This window comes from Mesorhizobium sp. USDA 3734 (assembly GCF_056279665.1).
In genome coordinates this window covers 6,067,299-6,088,414 of sequence record NZ_JBWCCW010000001.1, presented here as the reverse complement: position 1 = coordinate 6,088,414, position 21,116 = coordinate 6,067,299, and the positions used below count along the sequence as shown (strand labels likewise).

General features: G+C 63.2%; 19 protein-coding genes. 12 read left to right on the top strand and 7 right to left on the bottom strand.

The window, feature by feature from the left end:
• Both ACZ89F_RS29130 and ACZ89F_RS29125 read left to right on the top strand, forming a co-directional pair.
• Complete coding sequence (locus ACZ89F_RS29130; RefSeq protein ID WP_476095510.1) at positions 1-450, top strand: hypothetical protein; 450 nt, start codon at positions 1-3, stop codon at positions 448-450.
• Between the two features lie 77 nt (positions 451-527).
• Positions 528-1,607, top strand: a complete 1,080-nt coding sequence (locus ACZ89F_RS29125) for a glycosyltransferase (RefSeq protein ID WP_476095508.1) — start codon at positions 528-530, stop codon at positions 1,605-1,607.
• Between the two features lie 33 nt (positions 1,608-1,640).
• Here ACZ89F_RS29125 and ACZ89F_RS29120 read toward each other — a convergent pair whose 3' ends face one another.
• Together ACZ89F_RS29120 and ACZ89F_RS29115 are read right to left on the bottom strand one after the other, a co-directional pair.
• A complete protein-coding gene (locus ACZ89F_RS29120; protein WP_476095506.1) occupies positions 1,641-2,663 on the bottom strand; it encodes a phosphoribosyltransferase in 1,023 nt (340 codons plus the stop codon).
• Positions 2,636-4,213: a lipopolysaccharide biosynthesis protein gene (locus ACZ89F_RS29115; protein WP_476095504.1), complete on the bottom strand. Its 1,578-nt coding sequence runs from the start codon at positions 4,211-4,213 to the stop codon at positions 2,636-2,638. The genes ACZ89F_RS29120 and ACZ89F_RS29115 overlap by 28 nt, the downstream gene beginning before the upstream one ends.
• A gap of 185 nt (positions 4,214-4,398) precedes the next feature.
• On the opposite strand from ACZ89F_RS29115, the gene ACZ89F_RS29110 reads away from it, so the two are divergent.
• From ACZ89F_RS29110 to ACZ89F_RS29085, 6 genes are all read left to right on the top strand, one after another.
• On the top strand, positions 4,399-5,571 hold the full coding sequence (locus ACZ89F_RS29110; RefSeq protein WP_476095503.1) for a glycosyltransferase: 1,173 nt from the start codon (positions 4,399-4,401) through the stop codon (positions 5,569-5,571).
• Positions 5,572-5,611: 40 nt separating this feature from the next.
• Positions 5,612-6,607, top strand: a complete 996-nt coding sequence (locus tag ACZ89F_RS29105) for a glycosyltransferase family 2 protein (protein ID WP_476095501.1) — start codon at positions 5,612-5,614, stop codon at positions 6,605-6,607.
• Complete coding sequence (locus ACZ89F_RS29100; protein WP_476095499.1) at positions 6,607-7,557, top strand: glycosyltransferase family 2 protein; 951 nt, start codon at positions 6,607-6,609, stop codon at positions 7,555-7,557. Before ACZ89F_RS29105 ends, ACZ89F_RS29100 begins: the two co-directional genes overlap by 1 nt.
• The gene (locus ACZ89F_RS29095) at positions 7,547-8,533 is read left to right on the top strand and encodes a glycosyltransferase family 2 protein (RefSeq protein WP_476095498.1); all 987 of its coding nucleotides are present in this window, start codon (positions 7,547-7,549) and stop codon (positions 8,531-8,533) included. The genes ACZ89F_RS29100 and ACZ89F_RS29095 overlap by 11 nt, the downstream gene beginning before the upstream one ends.
• A gap of 74 nt (positions 8,534-8,607) precedes the next feature.
• Positions 8,608-9,504 carry a UTP--glucose-1-phosphate uridylyltransferase gene (locus ACZ89F_RS29090; RefSeq protein ID WP_476095496.1) on the top strand — a complete coding sequence of 299 codons (897 nt, stop codon included), beginning with the start codon at positions 8,608-8,610 and terminating at the stop codon, positions 9,502-9,504.
• 236 nt (positions 9,505-9,740) lie between these two features.
• Positions 9,741-12,128: a polysaccharide biosynthesis tyrosine autokinase gene (locus ACZ89F_RS29085; protein ID WP_476095494.1), complete on the top strand. Its 2,388-nt coding sequence runs from the start codon at positions 9,741-9,743 to the stop codon at positions 12,126-12,128.
• Between the two features lie 103 nt (positions 12,129-12,231).
• Here the strand turns inward: ACZ89F_RS29085 and ACZ89F_RS29080 are convergent, their stop codons facing one another.
• From ACZ89F_RS29080 to ACZ89F_RS29070, 3 genes are all read right to left on the bottom strand, one after another.
• The gene (locus ACZ89F_RS29080) at positions 12,232-12,552 is read right to left on the bottom strand and encodes a putative quinol monooxygenase (RefSeq protein WP_476097421.1); all 321 of its coding nucleotides are present in this window, start codon (positions 12,550-12,552) and stop codon (positions 12,232-12,234) included.
• A 176-nt stretch (positions 12,553-12,728) separates the two neighbouring features.
• Entirely contained in the window at positions 12,729-13,811 is a 1,083-nt protein-coding gene (locus ACZ89F_RS29075) for an acyltransferase family protein (protein WP_476095492.1), read from the bottom strand.
• Between the two features lie 114 nt (positions 13,812-13,925).
• Positions 13,926-15,833, bottom strand: coding sequence for a propionyl-CoA synthetase (locus tag ACZ89F_RS29070; RefSeq protein WP_476095490.1), 1,908 nt, complete (start codon positions 15,831-15,833; stop codon positions 13,926-13,928).
• Positions 15,834-15,978: 145 nt separating this feature from the next.
• Here ACZ89F_RS29070 and ACZ89F_RS29065 point away from each other — a divergent pair, with 145 nt between their 5' ends.
• The 4 genes from ACZ89F_RS29065 (at position 15,979) to ACZ89F_RS29050 (ending at position 18,956) form a co-directional block, all read left to right on the top strand.
• On the top strand, positions 15,979-16,791 hold the full coding sequence (locus tag ACZ89F_RS29065) for a DUF2259 domain-containing protein (protein WP_476095488.1): 813 nt from the start codon (positions 15,979-15,981) through the stop codon (positions 16,789-16,791).
• 452 nt (positions 16,792-17,243) lie between these two features.
• Positions 17,244-17,528, top strand: a complete 285-nt coding sequence (locus ACZ89F_RS29060) for a PqqD family protein (RefSeq protein ID WP_476095487.1) — start codon at positions 17,244-17,246, stop codon at positions 17,526-17,528.
• Between the two features lie 19 nt (positions 17,529-17,547).
• Positions 17,548-17,982 carry a lasso peptide biosynthesis B2 protein gene (locus ACZ89F_RS29055; RefSeq protein WP_476095485.1) on the top strand — a complete coding sequence of 145 codons (435 nt, stop codon included), beginning with the start codon at positions 17,548-17,550 and terminating at the stop codon, positions 17,980-17,982.
• A gap of 86 nt (positions 17,983-18,068) precedes the next feature.
• Positions 18,069-18,956 (top strand): serine kinase, encoded by an 888-nt coding sequence (locus tag ACZ89F_RS29050; RefSeq protein ID WP_476095483.1) that lies wholly within the window; start codon positions 18,069-18,071, stop codon positions 18,954-18,956.
• Between the two features lie 7 nt (positions 18,957-18,963).
• Here the strand turns inward: ACZ89F_RS29050 and ACZ89F_RS29045 are convergent, their stop codons facing one another.
• Positions 18,964-19,986: a nucleotidyltransferase family protein gene (locus ACZ89F_RS29045; RefSeq protein WP_476095482.1), complete on the bottom strand. Its 1,023-nt coding sequence runs from the start codon at positions 19,984-19,986 to the stop codon at positions 18,964-18,966.
• 69 nt (positions 19,987-20,055) lie between these two features.
• On the bottom strand, positions 20,056-21,042 hold the full coding sequence (gene dhaK / locus ACZ89F_RS29040) for a dihydroxyacetone kinase subunit DhaK (protein WP_476095480.1): 987 nt from the start codon (positions 21,040-21,042) through the stop codon (positions 20,056-20,058).
• Positions 21,043-21,116: the final 74 nt, after the last annotated feature.

Genomic DNA, 21,116 nt, shown 5'->3' with positions numbered 1-21,116 from the left:
ATGATCGAGATTTCCAGACGCTCGGCCCTGGTCATCATGGCTGGCGGAGTGGTTTCGACAGGGGTCGCCTACGCCGCCGTTTCCTCATTCTCGGACGAGGATCTGGTGCGCGTCACGCTCGAAAAATACCTTGGCAAGTTGAACATCCGCATCGAGCATCTGCAGCAGTTCGTGCTGGAGTTCCGCAACCGCAATCCGTGGAACTTTCCAAGCGAAAAACTAAGCGACGCCGTCACTCTGGTGGAGGAGCTCAAATTGGGCGCCGCACGCCGCCTGCTGCCCCAGCAGAAGCGGGAAGATCTGGTGCATTTCGACCGCTGGGTCATCGCCGAATTCCATATGCTGACGGACTACGCCTGGCGTAGTTCGCCCAACGACCCGATCCGGTTTACCGGCTGGCAATCCTGTACCAATCCCTTCGCGAATCTGGAGCCGCCGAAACTTGCCTGACGTCGAAAGCGAGGCGGCGGACTTTTGCCTGTTGCCTCTGAGCGAAGAACACGAGATGCGACAAGGAGCCCGATCCCATGAAAGTTCTTTTTGCAGGCGGCAACGGCTACCCACCCGAGTTCAGTGGCGGCGTGCAGTCGAGCACGCACCATCTGGCCGAACAGCTGATCGAACATGGGCATGAAGCCGCGGTGCTCGCCGCCCTGTTCGGCGATGGTGTCTTCGGCTTCAAGGCGCGCGCCAAGATGAAGCTGTTACGGCAGCCGGCGGTCATCGACAGCTATCCCGGCTATCCGGTGGTGCGGGCCTGGTTTCCCTGGGAAGCGGCGGCCTTTGCCGTCGACAGGCTGAAGCCGGACGTGGCCGTGGTCCAGTGTCACAAATCGGTTCCGATCGGCAAGGCGCTGCAGGCCGAGGGCGTGCCTCTGGTCGTCTATCTCCGCAATGTCGAGTTCCACGAACTGGGCGGCGATCTGCGCGAATTGCATTCAGCCCTTTACATCGCCAATTCGGATTTCACCGCGCGTACCTACAAAAAAGAGTTCGGCATCGAGGCGGCGGTGATCCCGCCGACCATCAACCCGGCGCATTACTCGACGCCGACGACGGGTCAGTTCGTCACGCTGATCAATCCTTACGAGGAAAAGGGGTTTGAGCTCGCGGTGCGCATCGCCGGCGCCTGCCGCGAAATCCCCTTCCTGTTCGTCGAAAGCTGGAAGCTGGATGATGATCATCGGGAGCGGATCGAGCAGACGATCGCCCCTCTGGGCAATGTCGTGCTGGAGAGCCGCACCAGCGACATGAAGACGGTCTATGGCCGCACCAAGATCCTGCTTGCGCCCAGCAAATGGGAAGAGGCCTGGGGCCGCGTCGCGTCGGAGGCCCATTGCAGCGGAATCCCGGTTGTCGGCTCGCGGCGCGGCGGTCTGCCCGAGGCGATCGGCTCGGGTGGCGTGGTGCTGGACTATGATGCTCCGCTTGCCGACTGGGTCGCGGCCGTCAGGCGGCTGTGGAACGACAACCAGGAATATGACCGGCTCTCAGGCCTCGCGCGCAGCTTCGCCGGGCGCCCGGAACTCGATCCCGACCGCCAGTTCATGACCTTCTTTTCGATACTCGACAGGGCCGTACAGCAGCGCGCGCGGCAAGCGGCTTAGCCAGGGCGCGCGGCAAGCTGCCTGGCGTGCGGATCAGGCCAGGCGTTTGACCCGGCTCTTCAGCGTCTCGTAGCCGCGGGCGCCAAGCAGGGCGCGGGCAATGGTCTTGGCGGCGCTCTTGCGGCCCTCTTGCGACTTGATCTGCCGCAGCCTTGCCGGCAGGTTGCGGGCTGTCTGGCCAAGTGCCGGCAGCGACAGCGCGTCGGGAAAGCTGACCATATGCGTTTCGACGCACAGCACCGGCTTGCCGGACAGTTCGGTGATCCTCAGCGCCTGTTCGTGCTCGCTCTCGATGAACAGGATGGCATCGGATTTGCGATAGAAATCGGCCTTGAAACTGCCATGCGCGCCAAGCCGCTGCCGTTCCGCCTTGCTCGGTAGGTCGAGCATGATCAACTGGTCGTATTTGATCTCGTGCTTGGCAAGCCACGCCTCGGTCAGCGCGCGGTATTTCTCCAGCCGGCTGGTGACGAGCCAGCCGATCTTGTGGGTCGCAACATGGAGCGGCCGGGCTTCGCTGAGGAATTTCTCGTAGGCCGGGCCGTCGTCGTTTTCCGCCTCTGTCGGGTCGAGGCACAGCACGCCGTCGATGTCGACGCAGCATTGCGCCAGGAATTTGTGGTGCATGAAGTTCCATTGGAACATGCGCGGATGCGGCACGACCTCGAAGACGAGGTCGGTTTCCTGGTGCTGCGGCTCAAGGCCGAACACGGCGGCAAAGGTGAAATCCGCCTCGATGCCGGCAGCCTGGATGCGGGCGCGCGCGTCGCGCATGGCGTTGCCGCCGGCGACGCTGTCATCGATCACCAGCACCTTGCGCATCTCGGAGACCTTGCGATCGAGAGCGGCACGGCGCTTGGTGACGCCTGACGTGTAGATCCGCCCAGCCAGGAAGCTGTCGAGATCGGTCATCGGGATATTCGCTGACAGGCTGACCAGCGTCGCCGCCAAAATGCCGCTTCTTGGCACGCCAACGACCAGGTCGATGTCGCGCGGCAGCCGGTGCAGGCCCCTGACGATGGCGTCGTTCATATCGGAAATCGATCGGTAGTGCATGGTTCAGACCTGGTCCTGGAGTGGATGTCCGTAGCTGTCGAAGGCGCCCAAATTATTGCGCTTCGCGCGGCGCTGCCGCGGGCAGCCTTGCCGGCAGCATCTTGAGAGCCTCGCGCAAGGCTTCGCGGCCGGAGGCGAATGCCAGTGCGATGAGGATGGTGATGAGGTAAGCGAGCACGGCGCCGCTGGCCAGGGCAACGACATGCTGCTGCGGCAGCAGTGGCTTGATGAACCAGACCGCGGCCAGCGCCAGATGGGCGCCAAGCACGAACGGCGTTGCCGCGCGAAGCACGTGGTGCGCCTGCAGCGGTCCGCTCTTGCCGACATAGAGCCACAGGAACGGCGTTCGCAGATACTCGCTGATCGCATAGGCAATCGCCACGCCCGAGCGCGCCATAGGGCAGGCCGAGCATGAAGGCCAGCACCGAGGTGACGGCCGTTACGATGCCCCAGCGCATGAAGTCGCCGGAGCGGCCCTGGCTGACGAAAAGCCACCCGGCCGGATTGTTGAGCGGCTGCAGCAGCCCGGCAAAGCCGAGCGCCAGGAAAATCGAGGCGCTTGCGCGCCATTGCTCGCCGAGCACGAAGGGGATCAGCACATCCGACATCGCCGTGGCGAAGGCGACGCCGGGAAGCGCCACCAGCAGGATCAGCGGCATGACGCGCAGATAGGCGCTGCGGTAGCGATCCGGCTCGTCCTTCAGCCTGGAGAGCGCCGGCACCATGACTTTCGACAAGGGATTGGTGATCTGGCTCAGCGGAAACAGAAGCAGCTTGTAGGCGCGGTCATAGAGGCCGAGCTGCGCCTCGCCCCAGTATTTGCCGATCAGCACATTGTCGAGGTTGCGGGCAAAGAAATTGGCGAAGTTGAAGCCGGTGATGCCGGCGCCGAAATTGATCAGCTCGCTGATGCCGGCAACCTTGCGCGGCAGGCCCGGGCGCCAGCGCGAGCTTGCCCAGTAGCAGAGTGTTGGCAGCACGGCCCCGGTCAGCGTGCCGGCAAACAGCGCCCAATAGGAGCGGTCGATGAAGGTCCAGGCGATCGACACGGCAAGCCCGGCGATAGCGCTGGCGACGTCGATGACGGCCAGCCGGCCGAACTGCATGCGGCGCGTCAGGAGCGCCAGATGCTGTGCGCCAAGCCCATAGGCCATGATCTGCAGCCCGAATGCAGCCACCAGGCCGGTCACGCGCGGCTCGCCATAGAAAGCGGCAACCAGCGGTGCTGCGCCCGCAAGGACGCAAGCCAGGATCGCGCTGACGGCGACATTGATCCAGAAGAGGTAATTCACCTCCTCATGCCGGATGCCGCTTTTCTGGATCGTCGCCTGGGTCAGGCCGAAATCCTGGAACAGCGCGATAAAGGCCAGCACCGGCGCGCACATCGCCACGACACCGAAATCCTGTGGCGACAACAGCCGCGACAAGACGATGACGGACAGGATCTGTGTCGCGACCCGCACCGATTGCGCCATGGCCGTGACGACCGCGCCGCGCCCAACCGATTTGCGCAAGGAGCCTTCTGGCGGATCGAATGCATTGGCTTCCAAATTCAGGATTCCTGATTTTTTACGCGGATTTCCGAGCTCGAAAATCCACGACCGCCGCCGACCACAAACTACGGCAATAATTTTGCAGTGCAACAGAAAACGTCGATCGATGCAGCAAAAATGTTGCGATGCAGCAAGAGCTGTACTAGCATTCCCGTGGGTGGGCCAACAGCGGTCGAGTTTTTATGCTGCATGTCTTGTACCTTGTGCACGACGTTTCCGACCCGGCCGTGCGCCGGCGGATCACGATGCTCAGGGCAGGTGGGGCCCAGGTCACCCTGGCCGGCTTCCGTCGCACCACGAATCCGATCGCGGATGTCGAGGGATTGCGGCCGATCGACCTCGGCGCGACGCGTGACGGGCGATTCGGCCAACGCCTCGCGGCCGTCGCCAAGGCAGCCGTTTCAATAGGCTCAAAGCTTCGCGGTATGCCAAAACCTGATCTCATCATCGCGCGCAACCTGGAAATGCTGGCGCTTGCCCGCCGCGCCAGGTCGGCCTTCAGTGCGTCGGTTCCGATCGTTTACGAGTGCCTCGACATTCATCGCTTGGTGCTGCGCAACGATGTCCTGGGCAAGGCGCTGCGCGCCACCGAACGCTTTCTGGCCAGGGACGTGAAGCTGCTGGTGACCAGTTCGCCTGCTTTCATCGCCAATTATTTCGAGCCGTTCGGCCAGGTCGCAGCACCCATCGAGCTGGTCGAGAACAAGTATTTCGAGGCCGCGGCGATCTTGCCTGGCGCCTCCGAGGCCGAAGAGAACCCGGTCGGCCCGCCATGGCGGATCGGCTGGTTTGGCGCCTTGCGCTGCCGCCGTTCGCTCGAGCTGCTGGCCGATTTCTCCCGCCGCATGGACGGGCGCTTCGAGATCGTGCTGCGCGGCCGTCCGGCTTTGTCCGAATTCCCGGACTTTCATGGCTTCGTCGAAGCCGAGCCATGGTTGTCGTTTCGCGGGCCTTACCGCAACCCGGAGGACATGGCTGCGATCTACAACGACGTCCATTTTTCCTGGGCGATCGATTTCTTCGAAGCGGGGCAGAACTCCGAATGGCTTTTGCCCAACCGGCTCTATGAAGGCTGCCGTTTCGGCGCGGTGCCGATCTCGATGGGCAACACCGAGACCGGGCGGTTCCTCAAACAGCGGGATATCGGCGTGCTGTTGCCGCAGGCCTCGCCCGAGGCGCTCGAAGCCGCGCTGGGCAAGATGGAAGAGCATCGCTTCGCCAGGCTGAGGGGGCGTGTTCTGGCCCCTAACCCGAGGACCTGGAGCTACGACCGCAGCGATTGCCTGGCGCTTGTCGAGCGGCTGCGCAGCCTGACCGCCGTGCGCGGCTCCTTTGCAGCCGAGGCATTGGCATAGGATGGCCAGAGATGGACAGAGGCAGGATGGACAGAGGCTGATGACGCAGACTGAAAAGCCCTCATCCAGCCTGATCGTTATCCCGTGCCTGAACGAAGCCGCCCATATCGGTGCGCTGCTCGATCAATTGCGGCCCGCGGCCGCACGGCTTGGCGCCCGGATCATTGTCGCCGATGGCGGCAGCACCGACGGCACGCTGGTCATCGTCGAGGACATCATTGCGAAGGACCAGCGCGTTATCCTGCTTCACAACAAGCGGCGCATCCAGAGCGCGGCGATCAATCTCGCCGTCGGCACGTTTGGCGAGGGTGCCGACTATCTCATCCGCATCGACGCGCATGGCGGCTATCCCGACGATTATTGCGACCGGCTGGTCGAGGAGGCGTTGGCCACCGGAGCGGATTCGGTTGTCGTTTCGATGCTGACCAGCGGCAGCGGCACCGTGCAGAAAGCGGCCGCCGCGGCGCAGAATTCCAAGCTCGGCACCGGCGGCTCGAAGCATCGGCACCTTTCGGGGGGAGAGTGGATTGACCACGGCCATCATGCGCTGATGCGGATATCGGCCTTCGGTTCTGTCGGCGGTTATGACGAGACGTTCAGCCACAATGAGGATGCAGAACTCGATTACCGCCTCCGCAAGGCCGGCTACAAAATCTGGATGAGCGGCAAGACGCAGATGGTCTACTATCCGCGCGCCTCGCTCAGCGGCCTCTATTTCCAGTATCTCGGCTATGGGCGCGGCCGCGCCAAGAACGTGCTGAAGCACCGCGTCATCCCGAAGATCCGGCAGATGGTACCGCTGCTGGTGTTTCCGGTCGTGCTGCTGGCGGCCTTTTCGTTCGTACATTGGCTGGCGGCGGCTCCATTGCTGCTGTGGGCGTCGGTATGCCTGGGCTACGGCCTGGTGACGGCGCTCCGCCAGCGCAAGGCCGACGTCGCGCTTGCCGGTGTCTCGGCCATGGTCATGCATCTTGGCTGGTCGGTCGGCTTCTGGCTGCAGCTTCTCGGCCTCGGGTCGCGGCGCGGGGTAGCGTGATGACGGCGCAGGCCAAGAACCGCAGCATCGACATCGGCGTCTGCACGTTCCACCGGCCGGAACTGGCCGACACGCTGCGCTCGCTCGACGCCATGGAGATGCCAGCGGGATTCGATATCCGCATCATCGTCGCCGACAATGACGACACGCCGACCGCCCGCGACCTGGTGACGGCGCTGTCGCAGGAATTGACGCTGCCGATCCACTATCGGCATGCCCCGGCGCGCAACATCTCGATCGCCCGCAACGCCTGCCTCGACGCCAGCGTTGCGGATTTCGTCGCCTTCATCGACGATGACGAGACGGCGACGCCCGCATGGCTCGCCGAGCTGGTCGCGATGGCTGAAGCCAGCGGTGCCGCCACCGTGCTCGGCCCGGTCAGGGCGCGCTATCGACCGGATGCTCCGGACTGGATGCGGCGCGGCGATTTCCATTCGACCTTGCCCGTCTGGGTGCGCGGCGAGATCCAGACCGGCTACACCTGCAACGTTCTGCTGCGGATGGGATCGGACAGCCTGCGCGGCCGCCGCTTCAGCCTGGCGCGTGGCCAGACCGGCGGCGAGGACACCGAGTTCTTCGACCAGATGTACAAGGCCGGCGGCCGCATCGCCTTCTCGCCCGAGGCCTGGGTCGACGAGGTGGTGCCGCGCTCAAGGGCGGCATTCGACTGGCTCGGCCGCCGCCGCTTCCGCGTCGGGCAGACGCATGGCCATCTTCTGGGCAGTAGTGCCCGCGGCATCGGCTTGGTCAAGCAGGTCGGCCTGGCGTCGGCAAAGGCCATCTATTGTTTCGCCTCGGCGCTTCCGGTTGTCGTCAGTCCGGTTCGCAGGAACCGCAGCGTGCTGCGCGGCATCATGCATGTCGGCGTCGTCAGCGGCCTTGTCGGCATCCGCGAAATCCGCCTTTACGGCCAGCCTTCGCCTGGGGAAGGAGGCAAGCGTGCAGCCTGACGCCTCCTTTGTCCCCGATGTTTCCTTTGTGCCCGATGTTTCCTTCGTGATTGCCGCCTACAACGCTGAGGCGACCCTCGACCGGGCGATCGCCAGCGCCATCGCCCAGAAGGGTGTCAGCGTCGAAATCATCGTCGTCGACGACAAGTCGCGCGATGCGACGCTCGACGTGGCGCGGGCCTATCCCCAGGACATCGTCCGCGTCGTCGCCCTGGCCAGCAATCGCGGCCCTGGCGGCGCCAGGAATGCCGGCCTCGACGCCGCACGCGGCAGATGGATCGCGGTTCTCGATTCCGACGACGCGGTCTTTCCAGATCGGCTCGCTGCGATGATCGCGCGCGCCGAAACGGCCGGTGCCCAGATCGCCATCGATAATCTGCAGGTCATCCGTGAGGACGGCGTCGTCGAGGACGCGATGTTCCCGCGGGAATATCTGGATGGCTTGCGCGAAATTTCGCTGGCCACCTACATCGCCGGCAACGTCGTCTTCGAATCGAAGTTCAATCTCGGCTATCTCAAGCCGATTTTTCAGCGCGAGTTCCTGAACGAGAACGCGCTTCGCTATGATGAGAAACTGAGGATCGGCGAAGACTACATCCTGTTTGCCGAAGCCTTGGCCAAGGGCGGCAAATGCGTGGTCGAGCCCGATATCGGCTATGCCTATCATATCCGCAGCGGCTCCATCTCGCGCGTGCTCGAGCTTCACCACGTCGAAGCGATGCGCAAGGCGGATGCCGTGTTCGCTCAAACCCACCAGATGGATGAGGCCGCGCAAGCGGCGTTCGCCCGGCGCGGCCGCAGCCTGCGCAAGGCCGCCTCGTTCCTGTCGATGGTTCAGCACATCAAGGCGCGGTCCCCGCTCAAGGCGATCCGGACGGCGCTCAGCGACCCGGCGGCGGTCTGGCACATGGGGATGCCGATTGCCGTGCGGTTGCGAAGAATGGCGGCACAGTTTGCCGTTGGGGTGGGGAGGTGAAGATGCAGGCACATGGAGGGATTTTTCGTGGCCTGTGAATGGACTGAAGTCGATCTCCTCAGAAGGAATTTGCGATGAAGAAAATCAGGAAGGCCGTGATACCGGTGGCGGGGCTTGGAACACGGTTCCTGCCGGCGACCAAGTCGATGCCGAAGGAAATGCTTCCCGTGGTCGACAGGCCTGTCGTGCAATATGCGGTGGACGAGGCCTTCGAAGCCGGTATCGAGCACATCGTGTTCGTGACCGGTCGCAACAAGGCGGTCATCGAGGACTATTTCGACCTGCATCCGGAATTGATCGGCACCCTGGAGCAGACCGGCAAGAAGACCCAGCTGGAGGCGCTCGAAAGCATGCTGCCTGTGGCCGGTGCCACCAGCTTCATCCGCCAGCAATCGCCGCAGGGTCTCGGCCATGCCGTCTGGTGCGCGCGTGAGGTTATCGGCAACGAGCCCTTTGCCTTGCTGCTGCCGGACATGGTGTCGTTCGGCGGGCGCGGATGCCTCGCCGAAACCGTCGACCTTTACGAGCGCACTGGCGGCAACGTGATCGCCGTCGAGCGCTGTGAGCCGAGCGAGACCAACAAATACGGCATCGTTGGCCGTGGTGCCGAGATCGGCGGCGGCTTCGAGGTGACGGCCATGGTCGAAAAGCCGGCGCCGGCCAACGCGCCGTCGAACTTCTACATCAACGGCCGCTACATCCTGCAGCCCGAGATCTTCGCGCTTCTGGGCAATCAGCAGCGCGGCGCCGGCAACGAAATCCAGCTGACGGACGCCATGGTCCGTCTGTCGAGGGATCAGCCGTTCTTCGCCCAGCCTTTCAAGGGTCGCATGTTCGACTGCGGCTCCAAGGAAGGATTCATCCAGGCCAACATCGCCTTCGCGCTGGCACGCGACGACATGAAGGGCCCGGTTTTCGAGATGCTTCAGGAGTTCGTCCGGTCGCATGAACGCCAGGAAGAAGCCGCATAATGCCCATCTTTCGGGAGCATTGTCGGATGGCTGGTGAAGAGGGGCCGGCAGGCCCTCGCCGTCTGGCACGACGCTTGCGTTGCTTCTGGCGATGCTCCCGATCCTCGAGGGGCCTGCAAGCCAAAGCATGATCCCGGAAAGTGGGTCCCGGTTTCCGGAAAAGATCATGCTCAAACAGTGAGATAGAGCCCATTGCGATCAATCGGAATGGGACCGGCTCTAGAATTGGACCGAAGATGAATTATGCCAACTTTCCTCTCGACAAGAGGATGCCATTGCCGAATTCGGACGCAGGAGACGGCGAAGACTTCATCGATATCGAGCGGCTGCTTGGCATGGCCGCACGGCAGGCCAAGGTGGTTGCCGTGTGTGCTGTCATCGGTGTCTTTCTGGGTCTGCTCTATTTGCAGACGACGCCGCCCAAATATCAGTCGGTCGCCAGCGTGCTGATCGACGAAGGCTTGAACAAGATTGTCGATGATATCTCGGCGGCATCGACAACCATGCAGACCGACTCTGCCATCCTGAGCCAGATCGAAATCCTGACTTCGACGCGGCTCGCCGCCGTGGTCGTCGACAAGCTGAAGCTCGACCAGAACGATGCGTTCATGAATCCGCCCGTATCGGCTCTGGCGAAGGGCGTCGGTCTGGTCCGGAGCGTGATCCAGTATGTTCGCCCCAGTCCTTCCATGCCGGGCGGTGCTGACTTCAGCAAGCTCGACCCGGCCGCCCGCGACGCGCTGATCGCTACGTCGCGTCGCGACTACGCAATCCTAAAGCTGCAGAACGAGGTGCGGGCGGAACGCATCGGGCGAAGCTACGTCATCGCGCTCGGCTATCAGGCCACGGATCCGGCCCTGGCAAACGCCATCACCAAGGCCTACGCCGATGCCTATCTCGCCGATCAGCTCGATGCCAGCTTCGATGCTACCGAACGGGCTGCGGTCTGGCTGCAGGGCCGGTTGACCGAACTGCGCCAGAGCTCGCAGGCAGCTTCGCTCGCGGTCGAGAAATTCAGGGCCGAGCACGGGTTGACCGCCAACAGCGATGGCCAACTGATGAGCGACAAGCAGCTCTCCGATCTCAACGCCCAGCTCATCGTGGCCCAGGCCGATACCGCGCGTGCCAGCGCCCGCTACCAGCAGTACAAGGCGATCGTCGACAGCGGCTCCGACAATGCCTTCAAGGATGCCGCCATATCGAGCGACCAGCCGAGCAGCTCGGTCATCGCGGCGCTCAAGACCCGATATCTCACGGTGGCCAAGCGGCTGCAGGACGTCGAGGCGAATTTCGGCCCCGAGCATCCGCAGGCGGTGGCACTTGCCAAGGAGAAGGCCGACATATCGACGCAGATTTTCGGCGAACTGAAGCAGCTGACCGAAAGCTATCGCAACGAATATGAGGTGGCGCTGGCGCGCGAGACCGCGCTCAGGGCCAATGTCGCGGCCGCACAAGGCAAAAGTTCCGTCGACAATCAGACGCAAGTCAAGCTGCGTGAACTCGATCAGCAGGCGACGGCGCTCACCACGCTCTATCAGACATTCCTCGGCCGCTACGAGGAAGCCGCACAGCAGCAGTCCTTCCCGGTCGGCAAGATACGCATCATCTCGGACGCTTCGATGCCGATGGCCGCGTCAAGCCCGCGCACAATCGTCGTGCTCGGACTTTCGCTGGTTCTCGGCATGCTGATGGGCGCCGGGTTCGGCGGCCTGAACGAGTTCAACGAACGGTTCTTCAGGACCGGCGAAGATGTACGCGACCGCGTCGGCCTGAAATTCCTCGGTTATCTGCCGACGATCGGCGGCAAGCTCGGCAAGGAAGAAAAGCCTGGCGAGACCCAGGTGGATGCCAAGACCGCCAAATCCCTGTCGGCCGCGGAAAAACGGGCGCGCATGCGGGTCAGCATCGATTCGCCTGCCTCGATGTTCTCCGAAACGCTGCGCAGCGCCAAGATCGCCTTCGACGTTGTGTTGGAAGAGCAAGGCAGCCGCGTCATCGGCATCATTTCGGTGCTTCCCGGTGAGGGCAAGTCGACGGTCGCGGCCAATCTCGCCGGCTTGCTTGCCGCCAACGGCGCCAAGACGCTGCTGATCGACGGTGATCTGCGCAATCCTGGCCTCAGCCGAGGGCTTGGCATGGAAGCCGAGCAAGGCTTGATGGAAGCGGTGGTCAACGGGCAGACCTGGCAGTCCGTCGGCAAGATCGACAGGCAGACGAAGCTGGCGATCATCCCGGCGGTGCTGCGCGGGCACTTCTCGCATACCAGCGAACTTCTCTCCTCGGCCGGCATGCGACGTTTCATCGAGAACGCCAAGGAGACCTTCGAATACATCGTCGTCGACCTGCCGCCACTCGGACCGGTGGTCGACGCCAAGGCCTTCGCGCCGCTGGTCGACGGTTTTGTGCTCGTCACCGAATGGGGACGCACGCCGCGCGCGATGGTCAGGTCGATGCTGGAGTCCGAACCCTATGTCGCCAACAAGATCGTCGGCGCGGTGCTGAACAAGGTCGATCTGAAGAAGCTGGCCAAATACGGATCGTTCGGCGGCTCCGAGAAGTTCTTCGACAAATACTCGAGCTACTACCTGGAAAAGTCGGAAGTGCGCGGCAAGGCGCCGGTCTGATATCGGCCGTTGCCCAAGCAGATTCTTTCGAAAACGCATCGCGTTGAGACGGAGTCGACCGCTCTGGATGAACGGCGGTGTCGAGCTGGGTCTCGGTCGTGGGTTAGCTTGAAATCTGGCCGGGTTTCGCTGCCAGCGTGATCGGGTCGGTTTCGATGAGCCGAAGTGACCGCACCATATTCGCCGTTTGCGTCTTGTATTTGAGAAAATGCGGCGTGGTCAGATGGGCTTCGTAGGCCGCCTGATCAGCGTAGCATTCGATCACGCGCACCTTTTCAGGTGCGCCTTTTTCCGACACGGCATGAAGGAAAAGCACGCCCGGATCGCTTCGCACGGAGGCCTCAATCTCTTCGGCAAGCAGGGTTTTATAGCTGTCGATCTGGTCAGGATCGATTTCCAGTTCCGCCATCCTGACAATCAGCATCAATCGGTCTCTTGCTTTTTGTACCGGCCGCGGACCATCGGCGTCCCCTTCCGGCTGAATTTCAAACTGACTCACGATCCAGGCCTCTGAATCCTGCAGCTGGACAGTACGAATCCTGCGCAAACTGCGCACCGACGTGCCACTGGTTAACCCCCATTTGGTCAACAAGGTCGCGCCTACGCGGCCTTGAGCCTGTAGCGGAAAACGGTGTGGTCGAGCAGCAGCCGGATGCGTGGTTCGGCCTCGGTCGCCACCAGCCAGCTTGCCGCGATCATCGTCGCGCCGACGACCACCATCGAGACGAGATGCGGCAGGCCGACGCGGACCAGGACGCCGAGCAGGGCCGCGCCGACGACATCGTGCAGCAGGTAGAGCGGATAGGTCATCAGTCCAATGCGGCGCCAGCCGCTCCAGGACAGGTCGAGCCGCAGCGACCACGCCATCAGCGCGATGGCGGCGAGGAAGATGAGGATTGGCGGTGCGAACGGCATCTCTCGCCCCACCTTCAGGATATGAACGTCGACCGAACTGGCGATCTGCAGCACGCCGCCGCCCAGGAACAGGGCGCAGAAGGCAAGGCGAGCGGCGGTCACCGCCTTGAAGCGCATCAGCCACAGCATGACGCCGGTGGCGAAGAAAACGCCGTGATGGACCAGAAGCAGGTCGAGCGTGCGTGTTTCGGCAAGATCGGCCCAGTCGAGCGGGTAGTACAGGCACCAGAACAGCGTGCTGACCAGGCCGATGGCAATGGCCACCATTTCCATCTGATGGAAGCGGCCAAGCCTGAGCAGGACCCAGACGATGGCATAGAAGGCGATCTCGATGCCGAGCGTCCAGTAGACGCTGTCCACCCAAGGCGCGTAGGGGGCGAACAGGCCGGTGCGGACGAGCCGGACGACGGCATCGGTCGGCCAGCTGAGGCCGACAAGCAGCAGCACCACCGCCGTGACCGGTGCGCAGATCCAGACCGCCGGCGCCAGCCGTTTCACCCTCGCCTCGAAAAACCGCAAAGGCGTCGACCGTTCGGCGCTGAAGGCGATGACGAAGCCGCTGATGACAAAGAAGATCTGGACGCCGACCCAGCCGGATTCGACCCAGGCGCCTATTGCCGGCTGCGGGGGAACGCCGCCCGTGGCACGCGCCGAAACGCCGTTCGGAAACGCCCACACCCAGAAGCCATAGTGGTAGACCATGACCATGACGGCGGCGAGAAAGCGCAGGATGTCTACGCCACCAAATGTGATCTTCTTTTGAGCCATGCGACCTTGTCGATGGCCCCCCGCGAACGACTTTAGGGTGCATTGCTGCGTTGCACAATAAAAGATTGCTCGTCGATCCGAAAAGCCGCCTCGACAAGCCAATCCTTCAGCGGCTCAAAGGCCGATGCCGCGTTCCTTCAGGGCCACGGTGATCTCATCGAGGATGGCCGGGTCGTCGATGGTCGCCGGCATCGCCCATTCTTCCTTGTCGGCGATCTTCTGCATGGTGCCGCGCAGGATCTTGCCGGACCGCGTCTTGGGCAGGCGCTTGATCGTCACCACCGTCTTGAAGGCGGCGACCGGGCCGATGCGTTCACGCACCAGGCCGACCACTTCGTTCTCGATCAGGCCGACGTCGCGCGTCACACCCGCATTCAGCACCACGAAGCCAAGCGGAACCTGCCCCTTCATGGCGTCGGCAATGCCGATGACCGCGCATTCCGCGACATCGGGGTGAGCGGAAAGCACCTCCTCCATGGCGCCGGTCGACAGCCGATGGCCGGCGACATTGATGATGTCGTCGGTGCGGGCCATGACGTAGAGATAGCCGTCCTCGTCGACCATGCCGGCATCCGCCGTCTTGTAGAAGCCGGGGAACTCGTCGAGATAGGCTTGGCGGAACCGTTGATCCGCGTTCCACAGCGTCGGCAGGCAGCCGGCCGGCAGCGGCAGCTTGATCACCACATTGCCCAGCGTGCCGCGCCTCACCTCATGGCCACCATCGTCGAGCACGCGGATGTCGTAGCCGGGCATCGGCACGCCCGGCGAGCCATATTTCACCGGCAGCAGGCCAAGGCCGGCGGGATTGATCGTCATCGGCGAGCCGGTCTCGGTCTGCCACCAATGGTCGACCACCGGCACATCAAGCTTCTGCTCTGCCCATTTGATGGTTTCCGGGTCGGCGCGCTCGCCGGCCAGGAACAGGGTGCGGAATTTCGACAGATCGTATTTCGCGATGAACTCGCCTTTCGGATCCTGCCCCTTGATGGCGCGGAACGCGGTCGGCGCTGTGAACAGCGCGACCACACCATGCTGCGATATCACCCGCCAATAGGTGCCGGCATCCGGCGTGCCGACAGGCTTGCCCTCGAACAGGATGCTGGTGCAGCCATGCAGCAGCGGCCCGTAGACGATGTAGGAATGGCCGACCACCCAGCCGACATCGGATGCCGCCCAGAACACCTCGCCCGGCTTGACGCCGAATTCGTTTTCCATCGTCCATTTCAGCGCGACCATGTGGCCGCCATTGTCACGCACGATGCCCTTGGGCTGACCGGTCGTGCCCGATGTGTAGATGATGTAGAGCGGGTCGGTGGCAAGCACCGGCACGCAATCGACATTGGCGCCGGCTGCTCGTTCGCGCGCGACGGCATCGGCGTAGTCGATGTCGAAATGCTCCTTCAGTTCGCAGCGCAACTGATCGCGCTGCAGGATCAGGCACGCGTCCGGCTTGTGGCGGGAGATCTCGATTGCCTTGTCGAGCAGCGGCTTGTAGGCGACGACCCGACCTGGCTCGAGGCCGCAGGATGCGGAAATGATCAGCTTCGGCCTGGCATCGTCGATGCGGGTGGCAAGCTCATGCGAGGCAAAGCCGCCGAAGACCACCGAATGCACGGCGCCGATGCGGGCGCAGGCCAGCATGGCGATAGCCGCCTCGGCCACCATCGGCATGTAGATGATGACGCGGTCGCCCTTGCCGATGCCGCGGTTCTTCAGCACCGAGGTGAGTGCAACCACCTCGCGCTTGAGCTCGGCATAGGTGAATTTCCTGACCGTTCCGGTGATGGCGCTGTCATGGATCAGCGCGATCTGGTCGGCGCGCCCGCCGGCGACGTGGCGGTCGACGGCATTGTAGCAGGTGTTGCAGGTGGCGCCGGTAAACCAGCGGCCATAGACACCGGCCGTGGCATCGAACACCTTGTCCCATGGCGAATACCAGTCGATGGCGTCGGCAGCATTCGCCCAGAATTGTTCCGGGTCGCGCTTCCAGCCCTCATAGACCTCGTGATAGCGTGAAGCCATCCGTATCCTCCCCAGGAATGATTTTCCTCCCTCCAGATAGCGCGCTCTAACCTTGGCCGCAAATAGACGCCATTGCGCTGATGAAATTGACCCGGGCGCTTGGGGGCAAGCAGATATGAAATTGCGATACGGGATTGGAGCGGTGATGTTTGCTGCTGTGCGGATCATCGGGCGCTTTGCGCTCCCATCGGTCATGGGTGCGGCACTTGCGATCTCCGCTGGAGCCGCTCAGGCTGGCGATGCCGCGGCACGGCGTATCATCGGCTTTTCGCCCGATGGTGCCTATTTCGCCTTCGAGCAATATGGAACGCTCGACGCCGGCGTCTCGGATTCCGGCTGGTCGCAGATCGACATCATCGATACCCGCACCGATGAATTTGTCGGCGGCAGGCCGATCCTCGTCGTCGACGAAACGGAGGAGGCGACGCTGACGCTGGAGCAGGCGAGGGCCCAGGCCGCCTCGCAGGCGGCGCCCGTTCTTGCCAGATATGCCATCGCATCACAGGGCGAGCAGACCGCTTCCGACAAATTCACCTTTCCGGGTGAAATGGTTGCCTACAACGACATTTCCCGCCTCGAACAGGTGTCGCAGAAATGGCTGTCGCCGCTCTATGACGAAACGGGGATTTCGACCATCCAGCTCGACGAGATCCTGGCAGCCAGCACGAGCGATTGTTCGGCGAGTTTCGCTGCGACGCAGCAGGGCGACACATCAGGCAAGGCGCTCGGCTTCCGGCTGACGCTGCAAGGGCAGGACGGCAAGCCGTTCAAGATCCTGCACGAGGACAAGACCGTGCCGGGCTCAAGAAATTGCCCGACCTCCTACGGCCTGTCGGAATCCTACAAATTCACCCCGGCCGGCAAGCCGGCGGTGATTGTCGTGCTGGTGCAGCGTTTCAGCCAGGGTTTCGAAGGGCGTGATCGCCGCTTCCTTGCCGTGACCGGGCAGCCACATTGACAGGGTCACGCCAGGCGCCCTGACAGCCGACATCCATTCGATCTGCAGCTTGTCTAGATCGGCAGGGCCACAAGCATGAGGCCAATGCCGCCAGCGATCAAAATAGCTGTCGCCAGCGCTTTTCTGTGACGTTCGAAGCTCGTCGGAGCCCGTTCCCAATTGTAACGCATACGCTATCTCCCCAAGACCCAGGCAGGTTTTACCTTACTCTAGGGAAGAAATGCAACCGCCCAGCCGATCGGTTCAGTTGCTTGTCGCCTCGCGTTGACGACTATTTCTGGGACGATGCCGGCCGGGAATAGGCGCCCGGTGGATTTAACGATCGGCACGAGGATCTGTCGGAACGCAAACCGCACGGGATCGCACGCTGTCTCCCATGATCGTCTGATAGACAGCGTTCCCTCGCCGCGCTATCTGAATTCCGGGTTTTGCATGGCTTGGTGGGGTTCGTGATGGAAATTGCCTCTGGAACGGTTCTGCGGCTGGCGGAAGACGCTTCGGTCCAGCATGTCGGCGATGGCGCCGTCGTGCTTTTGGCGCGCAGCGGCCAGCTTTACACATGCAACGGCACGACCGAAGCCTTTCTCGACAAGGTGGACGGCGCGCGCAACCTCGACCAGATCGTCGACCTGCTTTGCGAGGAGTTCGAGGTCGACAAGGGGACGCTCGACCAGGACATGGCCGCACTGGCCACCAATCTGGTCTCGGAAGGTATCCTCGCCACGCCAGGTGCTTGATGGCTAACGGTACCGCCTGATGGCCGACGGTCCTCTCCTGCGCGCTATGTTTCGCTGCCATCTCTGGGCAAGCGCGCGGCTGATGCCGGTCCTGGTCGCCAACCGCAGCTTCGAGGACGTGCTCAAATGGGCGCCGCTCACCTCATCGACCCCCTATCGCGGCTTGCCGTCCGCTTACATCGTCGCCAGCGTCAACCGCACCGTCCGCCATCCCTGGCTGATGCGCGACCGCAGGTGCCTGAGAGAGGGTCTGCTCGGTCATCGTTTCCTGCGCCTTGCCGGCTTCGATCCGGACCTGAGTTTCGGCGTCGATCCGAAGTCGATGCAGGCGCCACGCATGTCGGCGCATTGCTGGGTCTGCCTCGATGGCAGGCCGGTGGTCAGCGACAGCCTTCCCGGCATGGTCGAGATCTACCGTCACCATGCCGATGCCACAAAGGGGCGCCCCGCTTGACCAGACCTTCAGCGTGCTATGGCCTCAACGGCCAGATACTCGGCATATCAGCCGAGCGTCCCGAGCTATGGCAGGATTTCGACAGGATGCTCGCCGGCTTGCATATCGCAGAACCGGTCGAGCCGGACTTTCGTCTTGAGATCGCTGAAACAGAGACCCTGGACGAGGCACCCAACGGATCGCTTGTCTTCTCTGGTGAGGTGCCGGAGGATGGCTCCTGCCGGATGATCGAGGACGGCGGCACCGTCCATCTGGTCTTTCCCGGGCGTCAGACCGTTGCGATCAATGGCGGGGAGGGTTGGGCCGAGCTCTGGGTTCGCCCCGGTGCGAAAGCCGCCTGGACGCCATCGATGCTGGTCCTGGACGCCGCGCTCGACGCCGGCGGCCAGCATATGCTGCACACTGCGGGCCTGACAATGCCGGACAACGACGCGGTGGTGCTGATCCATGCCCCGAGCGGCACCGGCAAGACCACGACGTCGCTGGCGCTGGCAACACAAGGCTTTGGCCTCTGCTCCGACGACGCCATGATCGTCAATGTCGCGTCGGGCAAGGTCATGGCCTGGGGCTTGCCGCGTGCCGTCAAGATCCATCGGAAGACTGCGCAGATGATCCCGCAGGTGGCGCCATGCCTTGGCCAGACGTGGGATCGCAACGGTGAGCAGCCCGTCTCGCTTGAAAAGCTGGCCGGGATCGTGCGGGTCGAGAACGCGTCCGCCCGGCCGGTGGCGGCCCTTCTGCACCTGGCGCGCTCCGCCGACAGCCAGACCCGGCTCGTCGCCATGGCCAGGACCGACGCAATGGTGGCGCTGGCGGTGGACAATGTCCGCACGGGTATGACCGGGCTGCTGCCGATGCAAAAACGTCGGTTGGCGACCATTGCCGGGCTCGTCAATGCGGTGCCGACCTTCCGGTTGGAGGTGGGTGCGCGCCCGGCCGACGCGGCGGCGCTGATCAGCGCCGCCCTGGATTGAAGTCAAGTCAAGCAACCTGCGCCCTGGCCTTGGCCAGCCGCTGGATCCACCGGAACGCGTCGCGGCGCAGGCGCGAACCAAGCTTGTCCCTGGAATTGACGCCAAGCAGCGTGTTCGTGTTGATCAACCGCCTGGCCAGCCGTATCGAGAGATCGGGCTTGATCCGGCCGGCGAGTTGAAGCGCGCGGCTCTCCTCGAACAATTGGCCGGTCACATTGAGCACAACAGCCAGTTCAAGCTCGATGCCGGTCATGCGGGCAGCGTCGAACAGGCGATCTTCCGCTTCGGGTGACTGCAGCGCTCGCACGCCTTGCAGCACGTCGACGCAAAGCTGCAGCCGATGGAATTTGTGGCCGCCGGCGGCGTGCACGATGGCGATCGTCAAAAGGGTCGCCGGCGTATCTGTCGCTTCGCCGTCGATGGCGCGCAACTCCCGGAACCCCAGCGACAGGCGACGCCGCATGCCGGTGTCATGCACGAGGTCGCCATGCAGTTCGACCAGCAGGCTCGAATTCTCCTTTTCGAGCCATTTGAACTCCTGCAGCTCGTAGGATTCGGCCTCGTTGCTGCCAAGCTCGAAGCCGCATGCGGCGATCACCCGGTTTGCCCGCGCCAGATTGGCGGGCTCGACCAGGATGTCGATGTCGGTGAACGGCCTGTCTGCGACATTGCGGTAGAGCTTGCGCGCGAAGACCGGCCCCTTGACGATCCGCGCCGGAACATTGTCCGCCGCCAGCCCCTTCATGATGCGGTCGCCATGGTACTGCAGTAGCATCGACTGCCCGGTGGCGATCGTCGCCCTCTGGCGCAGATCGTCCAGTCTGTCGCGCAGCCCCTGATCCGGTGGCAGCTGCGCGTCGCCGCGCTCTTGCAGCTTGCGCAGCATGATCGGCAGCACGCCATGGAATTCGGCATTGTCGAGCAGCGCGGTCAGTGTCTTTGCCGACAAATCTTCCCCGACTGGCGCCGCCTCGGGATCGGCAAAGCGCAGCAGCAGTCTTTCTTCAGCGGTAGTGAGAGATGGCAGCATCAACCCGGACAATGTTTCGGATAAGGGATTGTCTGGGATGGTTGCAGAAAAGCTGGGTCTAAGCCAGCTTTACATGCCCCAGCGCAGGGCCGCGGTGTGTACCGGCGCATCCCAGAATGCGGTGGTCTCGTCGTCGAGCATGGTCAGTGTGATCGAGCAGCCGGCCATATCGAGCGAGGTGACGTAGGAGCCGACCAGAGAACGGGTCACCGTCACGCCGTGCTTCTCGAAAATCGCCCGCGCGCTGTTATACATCAGATAGAGTTCCATCAGCGGCGTGCCGCCGAAGCCGTTGACGAACAGCAGTGCCGGGCCTTTCGCCGTGTCGCCGAGATCGCCCAGAATCGCGGCGCAGATCTCCTGCGCGATAGCATCGGCGCTTTTCAACCTGTCGCGCCGGCGTCCGGGCTCGCCATGGATGCCGACGCCAAACTCCATCTCGCCGTCGCCGATGTCGAAAGTCGGCTTGCCAGCCGCCGGCACGGTGCAACTGGTCAGCGCCACGCCCATCGAGCGGGTAGCCGCGTTGACGCGGTCGCCCAGCGCCTTCAAAGGCGCCAGCGCCAGGCCATGTTCGGCCGCCGCGCCGACGATCTTTTCCACCACCAGCGTTCCGGCGACGCCGCGCCGGCCCGTCGTATAAGAAGAATTCTCGACGGCGACATCGTCATTGGTCACAACCTGCTGGGCGCCTTCCGACATCTCGGCCGCCATCTCGAAGTTCATGACGTCGCCCTCATAGTTCTTGACGATGAACAGGCAGCCGGCACCGGTGTCGACGGCTTGCGCCGCCGCCAGCATCTGGTCCGGCGTCGGCGAGGTGAACACCTGGCCGGGGCAGGCGGCATCCAGCATGCCGTGGCCGACAAAGCCGCCATGGAGCGGCTCGTGACCGGAGCCGCCGCCGGAGATCAGCGCCACCTTGCCCGGCCGCAAAGTCTTGCGGCGGATGAATTTGTGCTCGTCGCCGAGCACGAGGATGTCGGCATGGGCGGCCACGAAACCGTCGAGGCTTTCGGTCAGCACCGTGTCCACCGAGTTCATAAATTTCTTCACGGCCGTCTCCTCCCGAAATAGGCCTGACATCGAAGCAATTCCAGGAAAAGTGTGTATCGGTTTTCCGTCGGGAA